22 protein-coding genes are annotated in these 20,371 nt (G+C 63.5%); 12 read left to right on the top strand and 10 right to left on the bottom strand.

The features are described from left to right. Nucleotides 1-21 precede the first annotated feature (21 nt). Both ASD04_RS11650 and ASD04_RS11645 read right to left on the bottom strand, forming a co-directional pair. Nucleotides 22-1,071 (bottom strand): cation diffusion facilitator family transporter, encoded by a 1,050-nt coding sequence (locus tag ASD04_RS11650; protein ID WP_244488307.1) that lies wholly within the window; start codon nt 1,069-1,071, stop codon nt 22-24. Between the two features lie 78 nt (nt 1,072-1,149). After that, on the bottom strand, nt 1,150-1,464 hold the full coding sequence (locus ASD04_RS11645; protein ID WP_348271018.1) for a metalloregulator ArsR/SmtB family transcription factor: 315 nt from the start codon (nt 1,462-1,464) through the stop codon (nt 1,150-1,152). 115 nt (nt 1,465-1,579) lie between these two features. Here ASD04_RS11645 and ASD04_RS11640 point away from each other — a divergent pair, with 115 nt between their 5' ends. After that, nucleotides 1,580-2,569: an acryloyl-CoA reductase gene (locus ASD04_RS11640; protein WP_056256888.1), complete on the top strand. Its 990-nt coding sequence runs from the start codon at nt 1,580-1,582 to the stop codon at nt 2,567-2,569. A gap of 172 nt (nt 2,570-2,741) precedes the next feature. Here ASD04_RS11640 and ASD04_RS11635 read toward each other — a convergent pair whose 3' ends face one another. Together ASD04_RS11635 and ASD04_RS11630 are read right to left on the bottom strand one after the other, a co-directional pair. Next, nucleotides 2,742-4,619: an ABC transporter ATP-binding protein gene (locus ASD04_RS11635; protein ID WP_056256885.1), complete on the bottom strand. Its 1,878-nt coding sequence runs from the start codon at nt 4,617-4,619 to the stop codon at nt 2,742-2,744. Between the two features lie 214 nt (nt 4,620-4,833). After that, nucleotides 4,834-5,823, bottom strand: coding sequence for an aldo/keto reductase (locus ASD04_RS11630; RefSeq protein WP_056256883.1), 990 nt, complete (start codon nt 5,821-5,823; stop codon nt 4,834-4,836). A gap of 174 nt (nt 5,824-5,997) precedes the next feature. Between ASD04_RS11630 and ASD04_RS11625 the strand changes: the two genes are divergently transcribed. After that, nucleotides 5,998-6,372, top strand: coding sequence for a VOC family protein (locus tag ASD04_RS11625; RefSeq protein ID WP_056256880.1), 375 nt, complete (start codon nt 5,998-6,000; stop codon nt 6,370-6,372). Here the strand turns inward: ASD04_RS11625 and ASD04_RS11620 are convergent, their stop codons facing one another. From ASD04_RS11620 to ilvA, 3 genes are all read right to left on the bottom strand, one after another. Next, complete coding sequence (locus ASD04_RS11620; RefSeq protein ID WP_156461223.1) at nt 6,373-7,077, bottom strand: pyrimidine 5'-nucleotidase; 705 nt, start codon at nt 7,075-7,077, stop codon at nt 6,373-6,375. It abuts the gene before it with no gap. An 82-nt stretch (nt 7,078-7,159) separates the two neighbouring features. Next, entirely contained in the window at nt 7,160-8,401 is a 1,242-nt protein-coding gene (locus ASD04_RS11615; protein WP_056256877.1) for a hypothetical protein, read from the bottom strand. Between the two features lie 191 nt (nt 8,402-8,592). Then, nucleotides 8,593-10,116: a threonine ammonia-lyase, biosynthetic gene (ilvA, locus tag ASD04_RS11610; RefSeq protein WP_056256873.1), complete on the bottom strand. Its 1,524-nt coding sequence runs from the start codon at nt 10,114-10,116 to the stop codon at nt 8,593-8,595. Between the two features lie 549 nt (nt 10,117-10,665). Here ilvA and ASD04_RS11605 point away from each other — a divergent pair. The 4 genes from ASD04_RS11605 (at nt 10,666) to ASD04_RS11590 (ending at nt 13,692) form a co-directional block, all read left to right on the top strand. Continuing rightward, the gene (locus ASD04_RS11605) at nt 10,666-11,091 is read left to right on the top strand and encodes a nitroreductase/quinone reductase family protein (protein ID WP_056256871.1); all 426 of its coding nucleotides are present in this window, start codon (nt 10,666-10,668) and stop codon (nt 11,089-11,091) included. 97 nt (nt 11,092-11,188) lie between these two features. After that, nucleotides 11,189-11,473, top strand: a complete 285-nt coding sequence (locus ASD04_RS11600) for a hypothetical protein (RefSeq protein WP_056256870.1) — start codon at nt 11,189-11,191, stop codon at nt 11,471-11,473. 105 nt (nt 11,474-11,578) lie between these two features. After that, on the top strand, nt 11,579-12,181 hold the full coding sequence (locus ASD04_RS11595; protein ID WP_056256867.1) for a TetR/AcrR family transcriptional regulator: 603 nt from the start codon (nt 11,579-11,581) through the stop codon (nt 12,179-12,181). Between the two features lie 17 nt (nt 12,182-12,198). Beyond that, nucleotides 12,199-13,692, top strand: a complete 1,494-nt coding sequence (locus ASD04_RS11590; RefSeq protein ID WP_056256864.1) for a DHA2 family efflux MFS transporter permease subunit — start codon at nt 12,199-12,201, stop codon at nt 13,690-13,692. Nucleotides 13,693-13,744: 52 nt separating this feature from the next. On the opposite strand, the gene ASD04_RS11585 is transcribed toward ASD04_RS11590, so the two are convergent. Together ASD04_RS11585 and argB are read right to left on the bottom strand one after the other, a co-directional pair. Then, complete coding sequence (locus ASD04_RS11585; RefSeq protein WP_162245126.1) at nt 13,745-14,395, bottom strand: porin family protein; 651 nt, start codon at nt 14,393-14,395, stop codon at nt 13,745-13,747. A gap of 149 nt (nt 14,396-14,544) precedes the next feature. Next, nucleotides 14,545-15,447: an acetylglutamate kinase gene (gene argB / locus ASD04_RS11580; RefSeq protein WP_056257571.1), complete on the bottom strand. Its 903-nt coding sequence runs from the start codon at nt 15,445-15,447 to the stop codon at nt 14,545-14,547. A gap of 192 nt (nt 15,448-15,639) precedes the next feature. On the opposite strand from argB, the gene ASD04_RS11575 reads away from it, so the two are divergent. The 6 genes from ASD04_RS11575 (at nt 15,640) to ASD04_RS11550 (ending at nt 19,571) form a co-directional block, all read left to right on the top strand. Continuing rightward, entirely contained in the window at nt 15,640-16,191 is a 552-nt protein-coding gene (locus tag ASD04_RS11575; protein ID WP_056256859.1) for a sigma-70 family RNA polymerase sigma factor, read from the top strand. Next, a complete protein-coding gene (locus ASD04_RS11570; protein ID WP_056256857.1) occupies nt 16,188-16,913 on the top strand; it encodes an anti-sigma factor in 726 nt (241 codons plus the stop codon). Before ASD04_RS11575 ends, ASD04_RS11570 begins: the two co-directional genes overlap by 4 nt. 152 nt (nt 16,914-17,065) lie before the next feature. Then, entirely contained in the window at nt 17,066-17,629 is a 564-nt protein-coding gene (locus tag ASD04_RS11565) for a fasciclin domain-containing protein (RefSeq protein ID WP_056256852.1), read from the top strand. A gap of 194 nt (nt 17,630-17,823) precedes the next feature. Beyond that, entirely contained in the window at nt 17,824-18,321 is a 498-nt protein-coding gene (gene msrB / locus ASD04_RS11560) for a peptide-methionine (R)-S-oxide reductase MsrB (RefSeq protein WP_056256851.1), read from the top strand. A gap of 145 nt (nt 18,322-18,466) precedes the next feature. Continuing rightward, nucleotides 18,467-19,174, top strand: coding sequence for a gamma-glutamyl-gamma-aminobutyrate hydrolase family protein (locus ASD04_RS11555; RefSeq protein WP_056256849.1), 708 nt, complete (start codon nt 18,467-18,469; stop codon nt 19,172-19,174). Between the two features lies 1 nt (nt 19,175). Then, a complete protein-coding gene (locus ASD04_RS11550) occupies nt 19,176-19,571 on the top strand; it encodes a DUF1801 domain-containing protein (RefSeq protein ID WP_056256847.1) in 396 nt (131 codons plus the stop codon). Between the two features lie 34 nt (nt 19,572-19,605). Here ASD04_RS11550 and yihA read toward each other — a convergent pair whose 3' ends face one another. Beyond that, a complete protein-coding gene (yihA, locus tag ASD04_RS11545) occupies nt 19,606-20,250 on the bottom strand; it encodes a ribosome biogenesis GTP-binding protein YihA/YsxC (protein ID WP_056256845.1) in 645 nt (214 codons plus the stop codon). Between the last annotated feature and the right edge of the window lie 121 nt (nt 20,251-20,371).

Below are 20,371 nucleotides of genomic sequence, written 5' to 3'. Positions count from 1 at the left end.
CGAATTGGGGTTGCTGAAAATCTAAGGCACGCCATCGGGGGCGAGCGCACAGCTTGGCCCTGCATCGCCCCAGACGATTTCCACCGTGGAATGGGTGATGCCATAGTCGGCGCTGAGCGCCGCCTTGACGCTTCGTGTTACCGCCCCGGCATTGGCGCCGGGCGCCAGGGCGATCTCCAGCGTCGCCACTGGCCGGCCCGAGGTGATCGACCATACATGGACGTGGCGAACGGCAGCGAGGCCGGGCACCTTGGCGACCAGTGCCTTGCTCAAATCCTCGATCACCACATTGCCCGGCGTGCCTTCCATCAGGATATGCAGCGAGCTGCGGAACAGCTTCCAGGCGCTGCGCAGCACCAGCAGGCTGACCACTACCGACAAGATGGGGTCGATCGGCATCCAGCCGGTCAGCCAGATGGTGATGGCGGCCACGATGGCGGCGACCGAGCCGAGCAGGTCGCCCAGCACATGCACCATGGCGCCGCGAATATTGACATGCTCCTTGTCGCCGCGCGACAGCACCAGGAACACCACGACATTGATGAGCAGCCCGAGCACCGCCACCATGAGCATCGGCCCGGCCAGCACCTCATGCGGCTGCATAAAGCGCTGGATCGCCTCGTAGACGATCCAGGCGACGAGGGCGAACAGGGTGACGGCATTGATGAGGCCAGCCACCACTTCAAGCCGCATATAGCCGAAGGTGCGCTTTCCGTCCGAGGCCCGCCGGCCGAAGCGGAAGGCGGCCCAGGCCAGCAGCAAAGCCACGGCATCGGTCAGCATGTGCCCGGCATCGGCGATCAGCGCCAGCGAGCCCGACAGCAGGCCCGCCACGACTTCGGCGACCATGAAGCCTGCAGTGAGCAGGAAGCCGATCAGCACCACACGTTCATTGCCGGCGCTCACCGCCGGCGCATGGCTGTGGCCTTCGTGGTCGTGGTCCGAATGATCGTGTCCGGCATGGTCATGACCGTGATGGTCATGCTCTGCCTGATCGGGATCGGCATGCTCATGACCGGCATGGCCATGCCCATGGGCCATCGGACCCTGTTCCTTGCTGCCGTCAGCCATCGTCTGCTCCTCAAATCCTTTCATATGAATACATGTTCATATGTTTGGATCAAGTCAATTGCGGCAGCGGGCCTGCGGTCAGGTGTCGCTGTCCTCGCCGTGGTCCTCCATCGCGTGTTCGATCATGTCGGCCAGCATGTGGGCGATATGCTCGTCCGCCGTGTCGTAGAACACCTGGCGGTTGCGCCGCGTCCCCCGCACCAGCCGCGCCGCCCGCAACAGGCGCAGATGATGGCTGACCAGCGAAGGCGAGGCGTTGACCGCCTTGGCAATGTCGCCCACGGCGATGGGCTCGGAGAGACATGCCAGCAATACGCGCAGCCGCGTCGGATCGCCCAACAGGCGATAGGTTTCGGCAATCACGGATATATGGGCGTCGCTGGGTGTGCTCAAGACGGTGACTCGATGGGCTTGCTGCATCAAGAGGTAAGGCGCTTCGGCGCATGGCGCCAGAGGGTGGCTCCATTCGGCCGCTCGTGCCAAGCTGGCGAAAAACCAGGAGTCGATCATGAGTTTCCGCGCACTGCTGACTGACCGCGACGCCGAGGGCAAAGTGTCCTCGTCGGTGCAGATGCTCGATGACAGCAGGCTGCCAGAGGGCAATGTGACGGTCGATATCGATTGGGCGGGGCTCAACTACAAGGATGGGCTGTGCCTCACCGGCGGCGGCGGGTTGGTGCGGACCTATCCGCATGTCGGCGGCATCGACTTTGCCGGCAGTGTGCGCGACAGCGACGATACCCGCCATAAGGCGGGCGACAAGGTGGTGCTGACCGGCTGGCGCGTCGGCGAAACGCATTGGGGCGGTTATGCCCAGCGGGCGCGGGTCAATGCCGACTGGCTGGTGCCGCTGCCGCAGGGACTGACGACGCGCGACGCCATGATCGTCGGCACGGCCGGGCTGACCGCCATGCTGGCCATCGACAGGCTGGAAGCGGCGGGGCTCAGGCCCGAGGCTGGCGAAGTGCTGGTGACCGGCGCGGCCGGCGGTGTCGGCACGATTGCCACATCCATGCTGGCAAAGCTCGGCTATCAGGTCGCGGCGCTGTCGGGACGCGCTCAGCATGCCGACGCGCTCAAGGCGCTGGGTGCGGCCAGCGTGGTCGACCGCGATGAATTTCTGGCCCAGCCCGACAAGCCACTGGAATCGGCGCGCTGGGCGGCGGTGATCGACAATGTTGGCGGCAAGGTTCTGAGCAAGGGTCTCAAGCAGGTGAAATATGGCGGTTCTGTTGCCAGTATCGGCAATGCGGGGGGCATTGCGCTTGAGACCAATGTATTGCCGTTCATCCTGCGGGGGATAAGTTTGTTCGGCATCGACAGTGTGATGCAGCCATTCGAGACACGGGTGGCGGCGTGGCGGCGGATTGCCGGGACGTTCGATCTCGGCGCCTATGCCGGGCTGGTGCGCGAGGTGGGGCTGGAGGAATTGCCCGGGGCGGCGCGGGAGATTATCGCGGGCGAGGTGAAGGGGCGGGTGCTGGTGAAGGTGGGGTAGGTCCGCTCTCCCTTCTCCCCTCGTGGGAGAAGGTGCCCGAAGGGCGGATGAGGGGGCGCTGCGCTATCCGCGAGCATTGAAGCATGGGATGACGCAGCGCCCCTCACCCGGCAATTTCTTCTGAACGAGGAAATTGCCACCCTCTCCCACACTCCTGGAGCTCCTTCGAGGCTCACCGATACCCCGCCGCCTGCAGCTCGAACAGTTCCGCATATCGCCCGCGCAAAGCCACCAGCTCCGCGTGTGAGCCCGATTCCAGGATCGTGCCATTTTCCAGCACGAGGATGCGGTCGGCCATGCGGACCGTTGAAAAACGGTGCGAGATGATCACCGCGGTCTTGCCTGAAGCCAGGCTCTTGAAGCGGGAAAACACTTCGGATTCCGCCTTGGCGTCGAGCGCGGCGGTGGGTTCGTCGAGGATGATGAGGTCGGCGTCGCGCATATAGGCGCGGGCGATGGCGACCTTCTGCCATTCGCCACCGGAGAGATCGCGGCCCTTCTTGAACAGGCGCCCGAGCTGCTGCTCATAGCCCTCGGGCAGCTTTTCGATCACCGCATCGGCCAGGCTCAGCTCGGCGGCATTCTTGATGCGCGCCATGTCGTCCTGGTCCGCGATGCGGCCCACCCCGATATTCTCGCGGGCCGTGAGGCTGTAGCGGATGAAATCCTGGAAGATCACGCCGATATGGGCGTGGATATCGGCAACGCTGAGATCCTTGAGGTCGATGCCGTCGATGGTGACGCGGCCCTCGTCGGGGTCGTAGAGACGGGTCAGCAGCTTGACGATGGTGGTCTTGCCCGCGCCATTCTCGCCCACCAGCGCCAGGGTTTCCCCGGCCTGCAAGGTGAAGCTCAGGTGGCGGATGGTCCAGCCTTCGGTATCGGGATAGCGGAAGCCGACATTTTCGAAGGTGATGCCATGGCGGATCGGCTGCGGGAAGGGCTTGGGGTTCACCGGTGACAATATCGTCGGTTCGATCTCAAAAAACGAAAAGAGGTCATCGAGATACATCGACTGCCCGGCAATGGCGGTGAAGCCGAGCAGGATCTTCTGGAACAGGCCATTGAGCCGCAGGAACGAGCCCGAGAGGAAGGCGAGGTCGCCGATGGTGAAGTCACCGGTCACCGTGCGCCAGACGATGAAGCCATAGGCGCCGTAATAGGTCAGCGTCGAAATGGAGGAAAACAGCGCGCCCCAGATGGCACGTTGGGTCGAGAGCCGACGGTTTTCGATATAGATGGTATGGGCGAGCTGGCGGAAGCGGGTGATGAGGAAATCGCCCAGACCGAAGAGCTTGAGTTCCTTGGCGGTTTCGGCGCTGGCCCCGATATAGCGGATATATTCGAGCTCGCGCCGCTCGGGCGTGCGCCAGCGGCTCATGAAATAGGCCAGCGTATTGAACCGCGTCTCCCCCCAAATTGCCGGAACGAAGGAGAGCGGCAACAGCAGGATCAGCCAGGGCGCATAGATGAAAAGGCCGGCGCCCAGGGTGACGACGGTCACCATGTCCTGCGCCTGGCCGAACATCTGGCTGAGCAGGGCGTTGCGGCCGGCGGCCTGACGACGGGCGCGTTCCAGCCGGTCCTGATATTCGGCCGATTCGAAATGCATGAGGTCGAGCCTTGCGGCATGCGCCATCAGCTCGACGCTGACCGTGTTGGAATGGAGCTCGGAGAGGACGGAATCCACCAGGCCTGTCGCGCGAGCCAGCAGGTCCGAGGCGACCACCAGTGCCAGTTCGAGCGCCAGCAGCACCGCGATGGTCGATAGCGTGCCATGGCTCCACCATTCGGCAAAGCCGGGGCCGGGCGCGGTTATGCCGGTGAGGCGCACCACCTCGTCGATGATCAGCTTGCCCACATAGAGCATGGCGACGGGTTGCAGCGAGGCCACGAGGCGCAGGCCGATGCTGGCCGCGGTCAGTGGCCGGCTGGTGCGCCAGATTTGCGCGACGAGCCGGCCGAGATGGCGGAGATTCTCGATGCGCTCGCGGAAAGTGGGAGCCTGGTCAGGCGTGGGCGGCGGTCGGCGCCCGGGAAGGTCGGTCATGCGGCAATGATAACCGGGCGGCGGGGGAGGGGGAATAGATTTTGGGGGCTTCTCCCTTCTCCCCTTGAGGGAGAAGGTGCCCCGAAGGGGCGGATGAGGGGTTCTGCGCTATCCAAGAGCGCCGAAGCATGGGATGGCGCAGAACCCCTCACCCTGGCCTCCCGCTGGACGCGTCAGGCCGTCCCTCTCCCTCAAGGGGAGAGGGGAAGAGCAGTCAATACCGATCGAACGGCTTGGGCTTGTTGCCCATGATGGTTTCGATCTTTTCGATCACGTCACCGGTCAGCTTGGCCTTCGACTTGAGCGCCGAGAGGTTGTCGGCGAGCTGGGCCCGCTTCGAGGCGCCGAGGATGACGGTCGATACATGCGGATTGTGGAGGCACCAGAGCAAGGCCAGGTGATGCACCGGCAGGTCGATCTGCCTGGCCAGCTTGGCCAATTCGGCGATCTTCTCGAGCTTGGCCTTGCCGGCTTCGCTGGTCCAGTCCTTCTTGAGCCATTCATAGCCCGGCAGGTTCATGCGGCTGTCGGCGGGGATGCCGTTATTGTATTTGCCGGTGAGGGCGCCCGAGGCCAGCGGCGACCAGATGGTGGTGCCGAGGCCCATCAGGTCATAGAGTGGCAGATAGTCGTGCTCGACCTTTTCGCGGGTGAAGAGGTTATATTGTGGCTGCTCCATCTGCGGGCCGATGAGATGGTTGGCGCGGGCAAAGGCCCAGGCTTCGGTGAGCTGCTGGGCAGTCCATTCCGAGGTGCCCCAATAGAGCACCTTGCCCTGGGTGATGAGATTGTGCATCGCCCACACGGTTTCCTCGATCGGAGTGTCGGTGTCGGGACGATGGCAGAAATAGAGGTCGAGGTAATCGACGCGCAGGCGCTTGAGCGCGGCATGGGCCGCCTCGGTCACATGCTTGCGGGAAAGACCCTTCTGCGTCGGCTTGGTGCCGCCCCAGAACACCTTGGAGGAGACCGCATAGCTGTCGCGGCTCCAGCCCAGCTTGCTGAGGGCAGCGCCCATCAGCGCTTCGGATTCGCCTGCTTCGTAGCCCTCGGCATTGTCGAAGAAATTGACGCCTTCGTCATAGGCCAGCCCCATCAGCGCCAGGGCCTCCTTCTCGTCCACCTGCTTGGAGAAGGTGACCCAGCTGCCGAGCGACAGCTCGCTGACCTTGAGGCCGGATTTGCCCAGGCGACGATATTCCATGACACAGTTCCTGATGGTTTCGCGGCTCCGGGCCGCCCTGATACATCGGCAATCGCCGATGGAGTGGGCGTTAATACTGCCGCAGGTGCTGTCTGTAAAGCGGCGGGCCGAACGTCATTGAACCATGACGCGGGCGACCGCGTTCGAACCCATGCACACAGCGAGGATGTGACCATGCTCAAGGACATCGACTCATCAGCCATCGTAGCGGTCAGGGATATGTCGCGCGCCAGGGACTTTTATCAGAACAAGCTCGGGCTCGAGCTGACCCAGGGCGACGACAACGTGCTCTCCTTCAAGACCGGCAAGACCACACTCAACGTCTATGTCTCCGACTTCGCCGGCACCAGCAAGGCCAATGCCGTTGTCTGGGGTGTCGGTGACCAGCTCGACGCCATTGTCGCCGATCTCACGGCCAAGGGGATAAGTTTCGAGCACTATCCGGATATGGGCCTGGACTATAAGGACGGCATCCACAGCACCAACGGCTTCAAGGCCGTATGGCTCAAGGACCCGGACGGCAATATCCTGCACCTGAACAATATTTAGTCAGGGCATTTTGCGCAGGAAGCGCGCCAGATTGTCGGTGATGTGATGCACATGGGGGCCGGAGGTGCGGCCCAGCTCCCAGGCTTCGACCTGTTCATGCACATAGTTGGCCGATGCCACCACCTGCACCGTCGCCATGCCCACTTCGTGCGGCACGACGAGGTTCTTTTCGAGGTCGTCGAACATCACCGCCCGGGTCGGGTCGATGCCGTGCAGGGCGAAAAAGCCGTCATAGGCCGAGCGGTGCGGCTTGGGCACGAAGGTCATGGCGCGGATATCGTGGACATGCTCGAAAATGTCGGCGCCGCCCAGCCTCGATAGCACAGAGCGGGCATGGCCGGTATCGCCATTGGTGAGGATGAACTTGCGGCCGGGCAAAGCACGGATGGCCGCGATCAGGTCCGGATGCGCGCTGACCGGCGAGTAGTCGATGGCGTGGACCGTGTTGAGGAAATGGTCCGGGTCGATCTCGTGCTTCAGCATCAGCCCGTTAAGCGTGGTGCCGAAATCCCGGTAGTAGCTCTTCTGCAGGGCGCGGGCAGCGGCGAAATCGAGCCTCGTCACCTCCATCACATATTGGGTGATGCGGCTGTCGATCTGCGCGAACAGGTTACATTCGCGCGGATAGAGAGTGTTATCGAGATCGAACACCCAATCGGTGATGTGGTTGAGGCTGCGGCGGGGAGGGGACGTCAGGTCGTTCATGGTCCGCCCAGTATAGAACGCAATATTGAAGATGGGGATAAAGAGTGCGGGAACGACGCCGGAGCGCCGTTCCCGGAGACGGCTATTCAGCCGGCGTATTGGCTTCGACGGCCAGGCCCAAAGCGGTAATGAGGCCGGCAGGATTGGCAGCGGCAGCCATCAGCACCAGCAGCGAGGTGGGCGAAGGCGGCGCCACCTTGACTTCGAGGCTCTGCGGATCGTCGAGGAAGTCCGAGACCGGCGGCACGACGAGATCGTTGAGTGCGGGAATGCCCGATTCGGCCAGCATCGCCGGCAGCATCGACTTGAGGCCCTCAACGAAGCTGGCGCGATCGGCGCCGGACTGGGCGGCGAAGAAGTCGAGCAGCTTGCCGGCCAGCGACGCATCGTCATAGCGGACCGAGGCGGAGACGATATTGACGCCCTGCATCAGCGCCATGCCCTGCATCATCTGCGCCTGTGCCTGCTCCTCGGTCTGCTCGCCGCCCATCGAGGCCTGCATGGCGTAGATCTGGTCGAGCACGGTGGGGGTGAAGCCGGTGAGGTCGAGATTGATATCGAGCGCGCCGACGTCGGCGAAATCAAACGAGAATTCGTTGACCACCACGTGGCCGTCGGCCATCGACCAGTCCATGTCCAGATAGACATCGCCCGAAATGGTGTTGAGGCCGAGCGCTTCGATGGTCGCCCCCGCTGCCGGGTCTTCCTCGGCAACCGAAGTGAGGTCGGCCGAAATGCCATTGATCGAGAAGGTCGAGGTCAGGTCGGTCAGCTCGATCGAGGCGAAAGCCGGATTGAAGGTGGATTCCGAAGTTATGGAATCAAAGGAGACGACTTCTTCGCCGTCACGGGTGATCGAGAGCGGGCCGGTGCTGAACGATTCGAACAGCTGTATCAGCCCGATCGCCGGCACCGGATTGCCTGCCGGCAGGTAGAAGCCCTCGACGAGGATATCGCTGAGGTTCAGGTGGCCGACCGGATCGGTGGCAAAATCGGTATCGATATCGGGAATGCTGACGGAATCGGCGGTGTAGCTGCCATCGGCATTCTCGACCACGCCCGAGAAGGTGACCTCGGTGTCGAAGACCATCGGCTCCAGCTTCGCATCGGGCGACGACACGATGGTCACGGTGCCGCCATCGACGGTGATGGTATCGCCATCGAGCGTGGCAGCGCCAAAGGCGAAATCATAGCCGAGGGGCTTGTAGACTTCGGCGATGCGATCGACGAAAGCCTGGGCGTCGAGCGCCATGGCCTGGCCCATCAGGGCGGCGGTGGCAACGCCGCTCAGCAGCAGCAGGCGGGCGGTCTTTGTGGTCCTCATGTCATCTCCGGCATTATGTTGTGGTTTGATTTGTCGGGTGGGCGCATTGAACAGAAGAACCGGCGCCGTCTCGGGGCAGATGGCTTCTTGTCCGTTGAATTGCAATAGATTCCGGCCAGATATTGGCCGGAGTCTTTTATTGTCGGTTTATTGCAGCATAACGCCGATGACACAGTTGCGACACTCCCGGTTCAGGGGCGGTCGTGATCGAGAAATTGCCGGTAGGCGGGGTTGTCGGTCTCGTCCCAATAGGGGAAGCCGATGGCGTCGATATGAGCGATGAAATCGCTCCGGGTTGCGGGCGGGATCTGCACGCCCACTAGCACGCGGCCATAATCGGCGCCGTGGTTGCGGTAGTGGAACAGCGAAATGTTCCAGACGTCGTTGAGCCCTTCGAGGAATTTCAGCAGGGCTCCCGGCCGCTCGGGAAACTGGAAGCGGTAGACGATCTCGTCGGCGAGATCGCTCACCCGCCCGCCGACCATGTGGCGGACATGCAGCTTGGCCACCTCATTGTCGGTGAGGTCGGTCACCTTGAGGTTGTGACCTTCGAGCAGGGTGATGATCTCGTGCTTTTCCGCATCGCCCCCCACCAGCTTGATGCCGACGAAAATCTTGGCGGTGCGGCCATGGGCGAAGCGATAGTTGAACTCGGTGATCGAGCGCTGCCCGAGCAGGCGGATGAAGGCGCGATAGCTGCCCGGCCGCTCGGGGATTTCGACGCTGAGCAAGGCCTCGGCCCGCTCGCCGATCTCGGCCCGTTCGGCCACGTAGCGCAGGCGGTCGAAATTGACATTGGCGCCCGAATTGATGGCGATCAGTGCCCCGGCGGGCGCTTCACCAAGCTCCACCTGCCGCCGCAGCCCGGCCAAAGCCAGCGCGCCCGCCGGCTCGGCAATGGCGCGCATGTCGTCGAAGATATCCTTGATGGCGGCGCAGATTTCGTCGGCAGTGACGGTGACGATATCGTCGAGCAGTTCGCGGCAGATGCGGAAGGTCTCATTGCCCACCTGGCGCACCGCCACGCCATCGGCGAACAGGCCCACCTGGTCGAGCGCCACCGGATGGCCGGCGGCTATGGCCGCCTTCATGCTGGCCGCCTCCTCGGGCTCGACGCCGATGACCCGGATTTCGGGGCGCAGGAACTTGACGAAGGCGGCAATGCCCGCCGCCAGCCCGCCGCCGCCGACCGGCACATAGATGGCGCCGATCTCGCCTGGATGCTGGCGCAACAGCTCCATGCCGACAGTGCCCTGGCCGGCGATGACATCGGGATCGTCGAACGGATGCACGACGACATAGCCATGCTTTTCGGCGAGCTCCGCGGCATGGGTGCGGGCGGCGTCGAAGCCGTCACCGAACAGCACCACCTCGCCGCCCAGCCGGCGGACAGCGTTGATCTTGATGACAGGCGTGGTGGTGGGCATGACGATGATGGCGCGGATGCCCAGCCGCGTCGCCGATAGGGCAACGCCCTGCGCGTGATTGCCGGCCGAGGCGCAGATGACGCCGCGGGCGCGTTCTTCGGCTGTGAGCTGGGCAATGCGGTTATGCGCGCCGCGAATCTTGAAGGAGAAGACCGGTTGCATGTCCTCGCGCTTGAGCAGCACCTCGGCGCCCAGCCGGGCCGAGAGCAGATTCATCTTTTCGAGCGGGGTTTCCTCGGCAACTTCATAGACCGACGAGGTGAGGATGCGGCGGACATAGTCCTGCATGGCGGGCACTCCAATTGGTGCCGTGGTTGGATGCCCGGCGCGATGTTTTGTCAATCGGGCATGGCAAGGCGCCGCCTGGGATGCGGTTTCATGGATGGGCGGCCCCCGAGACGGCTGACGCCCCTGAGTAAATTTAGTAGTGAGACGTTGACCGCCTCGGGGTGCCGGTTTTTGGAACTGTACGGGGGGTCGCGCACACGCTTCCGCCCGGACTCGGACCTGTGCGAGCAGCGAAGCCGCACCCGGCACCCTCCGCCACTGTTCGCCTGCAGGCCGCCCATGCGGAGGGATGGGAGGATGATACGGGAGGTTTTGGGGACGGGGATAAGATGGATAAGTTTGCGCTTGTGAGTAGCCCTGTTTAGCCCGATCTACCTTGGATCCCGGCTCAAGGCCGGGATGACATCGGGGTGGGGATGGCAAGGTGCCACGTTACCTACGCCGGTCGTCGGATGGAGCGGGCATGGACAAATTCCCCCGCGGATGGGTTGAACTCCCAGGATTGCTACCGATTTTGAATGAGCCAGGGCACACCGAGAGGATTCCAACATGAACGATTTCAACGCGCAGGTCATTGCCGACTTCAAGCAGCATGGCGGCAAGCCCGGGGGCCATTTCAAGAATTCGCCGGTCCTACTGCTCCATGCCATCGGCGCCAAATCGGGGCAGGAGCGGACGCAGCCCCTGATGTATCTGCATGAGGAAGCCGACGGCCCCTGGTACGTTTTCGCCTCCTATGGCGGGGCGCCGAAGAACCCGGCCTGGTTCCACAACCTGGTCGCCCATCCCGATGTCGAGATCGAGGTTGGCGATGGTACCACGATCGAGCGCATCCCGGTGCGGGCGCGGGTGGTCGAAGGGGACGAGCGCGACACCATCTATGCCGAGCAGGCCCGCCGCTTCCCCCAGTTTGCCGGCTACGAGGAAAAGACCACGCGCGACATCATTCCGGTGGTGGAATTGACCCGGCGCTGACAGCCGTGCGTTTGTCGCATTTACCTGCTTGTTGAAAGTTCTGTTTTTGTTCTAGTCTGCCCGGACTGAAGAATCCGGTTCGGGAAGACATTCGAAAATGCGGACGCTGCAATCCTCCGCCGGCCAGGCGCCGGAAGCCAAGCTCAAGACACTGGTGGTGTTGCTGGCCTTCGTCCGCGACGAAGAGGGCGAGCTGCAGCCCGCCTTCGAGGCGCGCGAGGTGCCCTCGGCCGACAAGGCCAGGATGGACGGCCGCCGCATGGCGGCACAGGGCAGCTATGCCGGAGTGATTGCCTGGTCGCGCACGGCAGACCTAGTCAATGGCGAATTCGGCGAGCCCGTCGTGCTGTTCGAGCATGGCGACGTGCCGCAGATGGAGTAATGCTTCCGGACCTGTCCCGCGGAAAACGCATGGCTGCTTTGTATCAATCAAATGATTGATTGATTTTCCGGACAGGCGTATAGCACCTCCCGCCGAGAGGATGCGATGAACCCCGATCAACCCAATAGCAAGCGTGAAAGCGGCGATGACCGCCGGGTCGCCATTGCCCTGGCGGCGCGGCAGATCATTGTCGAAAAGGGGCTCGAAGGCCTGCGCACGCGGGACATAGCGGCTCGCGTCGGCATCAATATCGCGACACTGCATTACCATGTGCCTTCCAAGGAAGCGCTGGTGGCGCTGGTGGCGGAATCCTTGCGCGACGACTTCAAGGCCCAGGCTTTGCGCCACTCGCGCGTGGGCAAAAGCGGGCTCGAACGGCTGCATCTCGAATTTGCGGATTTCCGCGAAACGGTGGCCGATATGCCCGATCTCATCATCATACTGACAGAACTTGTCGAAAGAGCACGGCGTGATGCGACAGTGGCGGAGATCATGCTGCCCATGCGTGATTTCTGGCGAAACCAGTTTGCCGAGATTTTCCGTCTCGGCATGTCCGACGGCTCATTCCGGTCCGACCTCGACCCCGAGGCGGCCGCCCTGATTTCGACCGGCGCCATGTCCGACTGCTGGCGCCAGTCCAACCCATCGCTGTCCATGCTCGAACGGGTGCAGACCGAGCTGGAGCGCAGCTTTATCCGCAAATCCTGACATTCAAGGGAAATACCATGTCCGCTCAACACCACAATCCAGGGGCCGACGCTCCACCCGATCCGCGCCGCTGGCTGGCGCTGTTCGTGCTGCTCATTGCCAATTTCATGAACCTGATCGACGTGACCATCGTCAACGTCGCGCTGCCCTCGATGCGCGACGGGCTCGGCGCTACCGACAGCCAGATCGAATGGGTGATCGCCGCCTATATCCTGGCTTTCGCGCTGGGCCTGCTGCCCTTCGGCCGCCTCGGCGATATCGTGGGCCGTACCACGCTCTTCCTCTGGGGCGTGGCCGGCTTCACCGCGGCTTCGGCCCTGTGCGGGCTGGCGCCCAATATCGAATTCCTCATTGCCGCCCGCGTGATCCAGGGCCTGGCCGGCGCCATGATGACGCCGCAGGTGCTGGCCATCGCCACCGTGACCTTCCCGCCGCATGAGCGCAGCCAAGCCTTTTCGCTGTTCGGTCTTTCGGCCGGTCTCGCCTCGGTCTGCGGCCCCATCCTGGGCGGCGTGCTGATCTCGGCCAATCTGTTCGGCCTCGACTGGCAGCCGATTTTCCTCGTCAATATCCCGATCGGTATTGCCGCGGTGGTCGCCGGCTGGTTCCTCATTCCGCGCCTGCCCGGCCATGCCACCCTCCGGAACGACTATGTCGGCATCGGCCTGTTCGGCCTGGGCATCATGGCTGTGGTGTTCCCGATCGTCGAGGGGCGCGCTTATGGCTGGCCGCTCTGGGCTTTCGCCATGATCGCCGCCGGGGTCATACTGCTGGTCGCCTTCGTACTGTGGACCCGCAACCGCGCCGCCACGGGCGCTTCGCAGCTGCTGAACTTCGACCTGATCACCAACAAGCAGTTCATGTTCGGCGCCTTCGTGGTCACCGTGTTTGCCTCGGGCATTCCGGGCATGTTCATGGTGATCTCGCTGCTGCTGCAGGGCGGCTTCGACTTCACCCCGCTCGAATCGGGCCTCACCAACACCCCCTTCTCGGTGGGTGTGCTGATCGCCTCGGGCATTGCCGCCCGCTTCGGCGCCAATTTCCTGCGCTTCCGTCTGGCGGCTGCGGGGGCCCTCTTGTCATTCGGCATTGCCTGGCTGCATTTCTACATTGCCGGGGTGACCGACAGCATCGATCACTGGGCCTTCCTCCCGCCGCTGCTGATTGCCGGCATCGGCCTGGGCCTGGGCTTCTCCTCGCTGTTCCAGCTCGTGCTGGCAAATGTGCCGCCGCGCGATGCCGGGGCCGGCTCGGGGGCGCTGCAGGCCTTCCAGCAGGTGGGTGGCGCGCTCGGCGTCGCCATTATCGGCCAGATATTCTTCAGCAATCTGGGCGATACCTTTGCCAGCGGTGGCACGCCGCATGCCGCCTTTGCCGGCGCATCGAGCCTGGCGCTCTGGTACGTGGTGGGCAGCTTTGCCCTGGTCCTGCTGCTGTCGCCCTTCTTCAAGGGGCCAGGGCGCGGGCACGGGCAGGGCGCTCCGGTCCAGCCGGTGCTGGTCGAAGCCTAGACATGCAAAGGCCGCCCTCCGGGGCGGCCTTTCGATTCCCTGGATGTCGGGGCTAGAACTTCCAGGCGAGACCGGCGCGGACCACCTGATTGCTCGGCTCGCTGGTGCCGCCGCCGGGCACGTTGTTGACGCCGTAATGCGTCCAGGTCGCGTTGAGACGGGCCATGAGGTTCTGGGTGACCATCATGTCGACGCCCAGGCCAAGCTGGAAACCCCCGGCGGTGAATGCCGTATCGACGCCGCGGCTGGGGGTGAAATCGAAGCGTCCCCACGAATAGCCAACCGTGCCATAGGCCAATACGTTAGGGGCAACCGGATAGCCCAGCGTGGCGCGTACCGCCGCGTCCCACTTGAGCGCGCCGTAGTTGGTGGCGCCGTTGAATTCGAATTGGGTCGCTACATTGTTGACTTCGGCGTCGAGGCCCAGCACCAGCCAGTCGTTGAGCTGGTAGCGGTAACCCGCGAACACGCCGGCGCTGCCGCCAATATCGCCGAGTAGCTGTTCGCCTACCAGAATGCCGGGGGCGATCTCATGGCTCTTCATGCCAATCAGGCTGCCCTGCGCACCGACATAGAAGCCATCCCAGGCCGAATAGCTCGGCTGGTACATGCCGCTGGTGACCACCGGCGCCACCATGGACTGGGCCTGCGCAGCCATCGTCGAACCGAGCACGGCAACAACGGCCACTGCCGCTAACTTCATTTCGCTACGCATCACAAAAAGCCCCCGCAACTGATGGCTAAAATTTGCCACGACTTGTCAGGACCGGGCTAGGGCAGATGCGCCACAGCCCGGTCAAATCGACCGAGCTGTGGCAAATGGTTAGCAAAGCGTCAATGCGGCTGGTTGGCCTACCGTACGATCAGCGTGCCGGCGCCGAATTCGGTGAACAGTTCCACCAGCACCACATGGGGCATCTTGCCGTTGAGGATCACCACGCCCTCGACGCCATTGTCGAGGGCTTCGAGGCACGTTTCGACCTTGGGAATCATGCCACCCGAAATGGTGCCGTCGGCAATCAGCTCCTTGGCCTCGCGCACGGACAGTTCGGGGATCAGCTTGCCGTCGCGATCGAGCACGCCCGGCACGTCGGTCAGGAACAGGAGGCGCTTGGCGCCGAGCGAGCCGGCAATGGCGCCGGCAAAGGTGTCGGCGTTGATATTGTAGGTATTGCCGTCGCGGCCCGGAGCGACCGGGGCGATGACCGGGATCATCTCGGAACGTGCCAGCAGGTCGAGTAGCGTACGATCGACTTCGATAGGCTCGCCGACAAAGCCGAGGTCGAGCACCTTTTCGATATTGGAGGTGGGGTCCTTCATGGTCTTCACGGCCTTCTTGGCGAAGACCATGTTGCCGTCCTTGCCGCACAACCCAATGGCCCACTCGCCTTCGGCATTGATCAGCGCCACGATTTCCTTGTTGATGGAGCCGGCCAGCACCATTTCGACCACTTCCATGGTCCGCGCATCGGTGACGCGCAGCCCGCCCTCGAACTTGGATTCGATTCCCAGATTCTTCAGCATGGAGGCGATCTGCGGCCCGCCGCCATGCACCACGATCGGATTGACCTTGGACTGCTTGAGCAGGGCTATGTCGCGCGCAAAGGCCTGGCCAAGCTTGAGGTCGCCCATGGCATGGCCGCCATATTTCACCACGACGGTCTTGCCCTCGTAGCGCTGCATATAGGGCAGTGCCTGCGCGAGAATCCCCGCATCGTGGCTGAAGCGGTCGGTCGATGAAGTCTGATCAGTCATGGACGGACCCATTCTATTGGCGAAGCGGCGCTAAAAGACCGCAACGGGTCTAGAGCATCAGTGCCCAAAGGAAAAGACGCTTATGCGGCATTTGCGCATTGATCCATTTTAAGCTCTGTTACGTTATCGGACAGGCTGGACGTCCGCACCGGGGAGGTGCGGCCCGGCTCGTTTCGGAGGCAGACCGGTTTCATGTCCACCACTACCCCGTCCCAGGATATTGCTGACCTCATCGCCCGGTGCGCCCTGCGGGATCGGGCTGCGTTCCGTGTGCTCTACGAACGCACCAGCGCGAAACTCTTCGGAGTGACCCTGCGTATCTTGAAGGACCGCTCGGAGGCCGAAGAGGCCATCCAGGAAGTCTATGTGAAGATCTGGCAGCGCGCCGATCGTTATGTGGCCGGCAATACCAGTCCCATCAGCTGGCTGGTGGCCGTTGCCCGCAACCATGCGCTCGACATGCTGCGGGCCCGTCGGCCCGTTGCCGACGATATTGACGTGGCGCTGGAGATTCCCGATGCCGGCCCGAACCCTGAACGCGCTGCAGCGGACAGCGAGGACAGGGGCCGGATCGAGCATTGCCTGGGCACGCTCGAACCCGATCGTGCCGACGCGGTGCGCGGCGCTTACCTCGACGGCTACAGCTACGAGGAACTGGCGACCCGCTTTGCCGTGCCCCTTAATACGATGCGGACCTGGCTGCGCCGGAGCCTCATCAAACTGAAAGACTGCCTGACGACATGAGCACGAGTGATGACATCGGCGGGGATCGCGAGGGGCGCAACGCCCTGGTGGCCGAGTATGTGCTCGGCCTGCTCTCGGCCAGCGAGCACGAGCGTATCGGCCGCCTGATCGAGGCTGACCAGTCCCTGCGCGCCGAGCGCGATTTCTGGGTTTCCCGTTTTGCCGCCCTCAATGCCGAATATGAGGAAACGCCAGTCCCCGCCCATCTCTATGCCGCCATCGAGGCCCGCGCCTTCGGCGACGCCGTTCGGTCGCGCGGCCGGGTATCCTTGTGGGAGAACCTGATGGTCTGGCGCGGCATCGCCGCCGGCGCTCTGGCCGTTGCCGTGGCCGCGGTCGGCTTCAACCTCATGCAGCCGCGCTTCGATGCCGACCGGATGGCGGTGCAGCTTGTGGCCGCATTGCAGGCCCAGGAGGGCAGCGGCGTTGAATTCCTGGCGGTCTATGACCAGACGCAAGGCCAGGTCCGCATCACCTCGCTCAAGGGCGCAGCGGTGCCCGAAAAGGATTTCGAGCTCTGGTACATCAATGGTGACCAGCCGGCCGTATCCATGGGCGTCATCCCGGTCAATCAGCGGTTGGAAATTCCGCTCGATGCGACGGCCAAGGCCAATATCGGCCCTGGCACCGTGCTGGCGGTGACGCTCGAACAGACCGGCGGTTCGCCCACCGGCGTCGCCCAGGGTCCGATCGTAGCCGTTGGCTCGGCTACCCCGATCTGATGCGGGCGCCCGATACGAGATCGGGCGCCGCAAAGTTTCACGTCAAAGCTGAAATATAGGCTGAAACTGCGCGAAACCCGACGCAGGAGCGCTTCGTAACTTCCTCTGTCCCAGCCGAACAATGGGAACGAAACACAGGAAGGAATGAAAACATGAATTTCCGCACTCTTACTCTCGCTGCCATGCTGTCCGTCTCCGCCCTCTCGGGCGCGGCTTTCGCCCAGGACAATCCGATGGTCGGTGGCGCCGCCATGTTTGCCGACAAGAACATTGTTGAAAACGCCGTGAACTCGGCCGATCACACGACGCTGGTTGCCGCCGTCAAGGCTGCGGGCCTCGTCGAGACCCTGTCGGGCGAGGGCCCGTTCACCGTGCTGGCGCCCGTCAATGCCGCCTTCGACGCCCTGCCCGAAGGCACGGTCGAAACGCTGCTGAAGCCGGAAAACAAGGAAATGCTGTCCACTATCCTGGCCTGCCATGTCATCCCGGCCAAGGCGCTGTCGACCGATATTGTCGGCATGGTCGAAGCCGATGGCGGCGAGCATGTGGTCGATACGGTCGGTGGCTGCAAGCTGACCCTCAAGGCTGCCGATGGCAAGGTCACCGTGACCGACGAAAACGGCACCACGGCCAATGTCACCATCCCCGACGTGATCCAGTCCAATGGCGTGATCCACGTCATCGACGCCGTGCTGACACCCAAGTCGGCTATGTAGGCTGGCCCTGTAACCAAAAGAGGCGCCAGTTCGAATGGTGCCCATAGAGAGGCCGCATGCGGCGGCCTCTCACCATAACTTGACGTGTCATTGCCTGGCCCGAGGCTTTACAATGACCGTCGGCTCAGCCCCGCGCCGCGCCCGCATCCCTCCTGCGGTTCCGGGCGCGGGGCGCCTGCTGAAAGGGAACAGAAATGGCCGTCATCGACCGTCGCAACCTGCTGCTGGGCGGCACCGCCATCGCCGCCCTTGCCGCCTTCACCTGGCTGCGCCCCACCGGCGCCACCGTGGCCGCCGAAGGCGACTTTCCCTATAAGCTGACCGAGGCCGAATGGCGCGCCAAGCTCTCGCCCGACGCCTATTACATCCTGCGCGAAGAAGGCACCGAACGCGCCTTCACCTCGCCTTTGCTCGATGAGCATCGCGAGGGTGTTTTCGCCTGCGCCGGCTGCGACCAGCCGCTGTTTGAATCGGCCACCAAGTTCGACAGCGGCACCGGCTGGCCGAGCTTTTACACCTTCATCCCGGGCGCCATCGGCACCAATGTCGACAGCACCTTCGGCATGACCCGCACCGAAGTCCATTGCAGCAATTGCGGCGGTCACCAGGGCCACGTCTTCGAAGACGGCCCCCCGCCCACCGGGTTGCGCTACTGTATCGACGGGCTGGCGCTGCAGTTCATTCCGGCATAGGGGCGCGCCCCGTTGGTCGAGGCACTGAAGCAGCGAACCACGAGGGCGTGGCGCCATGCCAGCCACGCAAGGGGGGATTCCCGCTTCGCGGGAATGACGCTGTGAGGTATACGGCGTAGAATTTCATTTTATCCCCCGTGCCCCCATGAAACTCACCATCATCCAGACCGGCGAAGTTCCCCTGTCGCTGCGCGACCGGTTCGGGCCCTATCGCAAGATGTTCGAGACCATGTTCGATGGCACCGGGCAGGGCTTCAGCTATGACATGGTGGCGGTTTCCGACGGCGCGCCGCTCCCCGATCCGGCCACGCTGGAGGGCATCGTCATCACCGGCTCGGCGGCCGGCGTCTATGACGATTATGCCTGGCTCGACCCGCTGCGCGCCTTCATTCGCGACGCCTATGGCAGGAACACGCCAATGCTCGGCGTCTGCTTTGGCCACCAGATCATGGCCGATGCGCTGGGGGGCGACGTGCGCAAGTCCGAAAAGGGCTGGGGTCTCGGGCGGCACAGCTATGCCGTCACGGCCCGCCCCGGCTTCATGCGCGCCGCGCCCGCTTCGCTGGCTGTGGCCTGCTCGCACCAGGACCAGGTGATTGTCGCGCCCGCCGAGGCCGAGGTGATCCTGGCATCCGATTTCACCCCCAATGCCGGGCTGGCCTATCGCAATGGCGCGGCGCTGAGTTTCCAGCCGCACCCGGAATTTCTCGATGACTACACGCTGGCTCTGGCTGAACTGCGGCGCGGCAAGGCGCCCGACAATGTGGTGGAAACCGCCATATCCTCCATTGCCACGCCGTCCGACAGCGCTGACGTTGCAGGCTATATCGGACAGTTCTTCAAGGGACGTTGACATGGCCGTCGCGGAAAAGCTGTCAGCGGTAGACGCCTATCTCGATGGCCTTGAACACCGCCGCAAGGCCGAGATCGAGACGCTGCGCCGGCTGATCCTCGCTGCCGTGCCCGATCTCGTCGAGACCATCAAATGGAATGCCCCGAGCTTCGGGCCGGGCGAGGATGACCGCATCACCATGCGCCTGCATCCGGGCGACCGGCTGCAACTGATCCTGCATCGTGGCGCCAAGGCCGGGGCCGATGATTTCTTCCGCTTCGAGGACCCGGACCGGCTGCTGTCCTGGGCAGCCCCCGATCGCGGCGTGGTGACGTTCCGGGATGAGCAGGATTTGGCGGCCAAGTCCGCCGCGCTGGGCGAGGTGCTGCGCCGCTGGGTGGCGTGTACGACACGGTAGTCGCATCCCACCGCGCGGGGGGTGGGGGGTGTCCTCAGCTCTCCAGCAGCATGGCGATTTCGGTGCGCAGTTCGCGCAGGCCCTCGCCCTTGAGGCTCGAGGTCAGGACCACATGCGGATGCGCGGCCGGACGCTTTGCTATGGCCGCCTTTGTCGCCGCGATCACTTTGGTCAGTTCACCCGCCGAAGGCTTGTCGGCCTTGGTCAGCACCACCTGGTAGCTCACGGCCGCCTTGTCGAGTTCGTTCATGACCGTGAGGTCATTGTCCTTTGGACCGTGACGCCCGTCCACCAGCACATAGACGCGGCGCAGCGTGGCGCGGCCGGTGAGATATTGGTGGATCAGCTTGGTCCATTGCCGCACCTTGTCCTCGGGCGCCTTGGCATAGCCATAGCCGGGCATGTCGACGATGCGCAGGTTTTCGCTCTGGCTCTCGAAGATGTTGAGCTCCTGCGTGCGGCCCGGCGTATTGGAGGTCCGCGCCAGGCTCGATGTGCCGCACAGCGCGTTGATCAGGCTCGACTTGCCCACATTGGAGCGCCCGGCAAAGGCGATCTCGACCTTGTCCATCGGCGGCAGGTCGGCGATGCGCACGCAGCCCTTGACGAACAGGAACGGCCGCGCGAACAGCAGGCGGCCGCGTTCGATCATGTCGGGCGCGTAATCGATGGTGCTCATGGTGCCATTCTCCTGTTCACGACGTCCGTCCGCAGCCTGACTCAAACCACAAAGTCATTCCCGCGGAAGCGGGAATCTCCCTTGCCGTCCGAAGGGGGATTCCCGCTTCCGCGGGAATGAG

The sequence above is a fragment of the Devosia sp. Root436 genome (genome assembly GCF_001426345.1).
Taxonomy (GTDB): Bacteria; Pseudomonadota; Alphaproteobacteria; order Rhizobiales; family Devosiaceae; genus Devosia.
The sequence above is the reverse complement of the archived record's forward strand: the minus strand, read 5'-3'. Positions and strand labels throughout refer to the sequence as shown.

What these genes read in the sequence shown, in the direction of transcription:
- ASD04_RS11650 (WP_244488307.1), bottom strand. Translation starts at nt 1,071, where the DNA reads ATGGCTGACGGCAGCAAGGAACAGGGTCCGATGGCCCATGGGCATGGC.
- ASD04_RS11640 (WP_056256888.1), top strand. Translation starts at nt 1,580, where the DNA reads ATGAGTTTCCGCGCACTGCTGACTGACCGCGACGCCGAGGGCAAAGTG.
- ASD04_RS11635 (WP_056256885.1), bottom strand. Translation starts at nt 4,619, where the DNA reads ATGACCGACCTTCCCGGGCGCCGACCGCCGCCCACGCCTGACCAGGCT.
- ASD04_RS11630 (WP_056256883.1), bottom strand. Translation starts at nt 5,823, where the DNA reads ATGGAATATCGTCGCCTGGGCAAATCCGGCCTCAAGGTCAGCGAGCTG.
- ASD04_RS11625 (WP_056256880.1), top strand. Translation starts at nt 5,998, where the DNA reads ATGCTCAAGGACATCGACTCATCAGCCATCGTAGCGGTCAGGGATATG.
- ASD04_RS11620 (WP_156461223.1), bottom strand. Translation starts at nt 7,077, where the DNA reads ATGAACGACCTGACGTCCCCTCCCCGCCGCAGCCTCAACCACATCACC.
- ASD04_RS11615 (WP_056256877.1), bottom strand. Translation starts at nt 8,401, where the DNA reads ATGAGGACCACAAAGACCGCCCGCCTGCTGCTGCTGAGCGGCGTTGCC.
- ilvA (WP_056256873.1), bottom strand. Translation starts at nt 10,116, where the DNA reads ATGCAGGACTATGTCCGCCGCATCCTCACCTCGTCGGTCTATGAAGTT.
- ASD04_RS11605 (WP_056256871.1), top strand. Translation starts at nt 10,666, where the DNA reads ATGAACGATTTCAACGCGCAGGTCATTGCCGACTTCAAGCAGCATGGC.
- ASD04_RS11600 (WP_056256870.1), top strand. Translation starts at nt 11,189, where the DNA reads ATGCGGACGCTGCAATCCTCCGCCGGCCAGGCGCCGGAAGCCAAGCTC.
- ASD04_RS11595 (WP_056256867.1), top strand. Translation starts at nt 11,579, where the DNA reads ATGAACCCCGATCAACCCAATAGCAAGCGTGAAAGCGGCGATGACCGC.
- ASD04_RS11590 (WP_056256864.1), top strand. Translation starts at nt 12,199, where the DNA reads ATGTCCGCTCAACACCACAATCCAGGGGCCGACGCTCCACCCGATCCG.
- ASD04_RS11585 (WP_162245126.1), bottom strand. Translation starts at nt 14,395, where the DNA reads ATGAAGTTAGCGGCAGTGGCCGTTGTTGCCGTGCTCGGTTCGACGATG.
- argB (WP_056257571.1), bottom strand. Translation starts at nt 15,447, where the DNA reads ATGACTGATCAGACTTCATCGACCGACCGCTTCAGCCACGATGCGGGG.
- ASD04_RS11575 (WP_056256859.1), top strand. Translation starts at nt 15,640, where the DNA reads ATGTCCACCACTACCCCGTCCCAGGATATTGCTGACCTCATCGCCCGG.
- ASD04_RS11570 (WP_056256857.1), top strand. Translation starts at nt 16,188, where the DNA reads ATGAGCACGAGTGATGACATCGGCGGGGATCGCGAGGGGCGCAACGCC.
- ASD04_RS11565 (WP_056256852.1), top strand. Translation starts at nt 17,066, where the DNA reads ATGAATTTCCGCACTCTTACTCTCGCTGCCATGCTGTCCGTCTCCGCC.
- msrB (WP_056256851.1), top strand. Translation starts at nt 17,824, where the DNA reads ATGGCCGTCATCGACCGTCGCAACCTGCTGCTGGGCGGCACCGCCATC.
- ASD04_RS11555 (WP_056256849.1), top strand. Translation starts at nt 18,467, where the DNA reads ATGAAACTCACCATCATCCAGACCGGCGAAGTTCCCCTGTCGCTGCGC.
- ASD04_RS11550 (WP_056256847.1), top strand. Translation starts at nt 19,176, where the DNA reads ATGGCCGTCGCGGAAAAGCTGTCAGCGGTAGACGCCTATCTCGATGGC.
- yihA (WP_056256845.1), bottom strand. Translation starts at nt 20,250, where the DNA reads ATGAGCACCATCGATTACGCGCCCGACATGATCGAACGCGGCCGCCTG.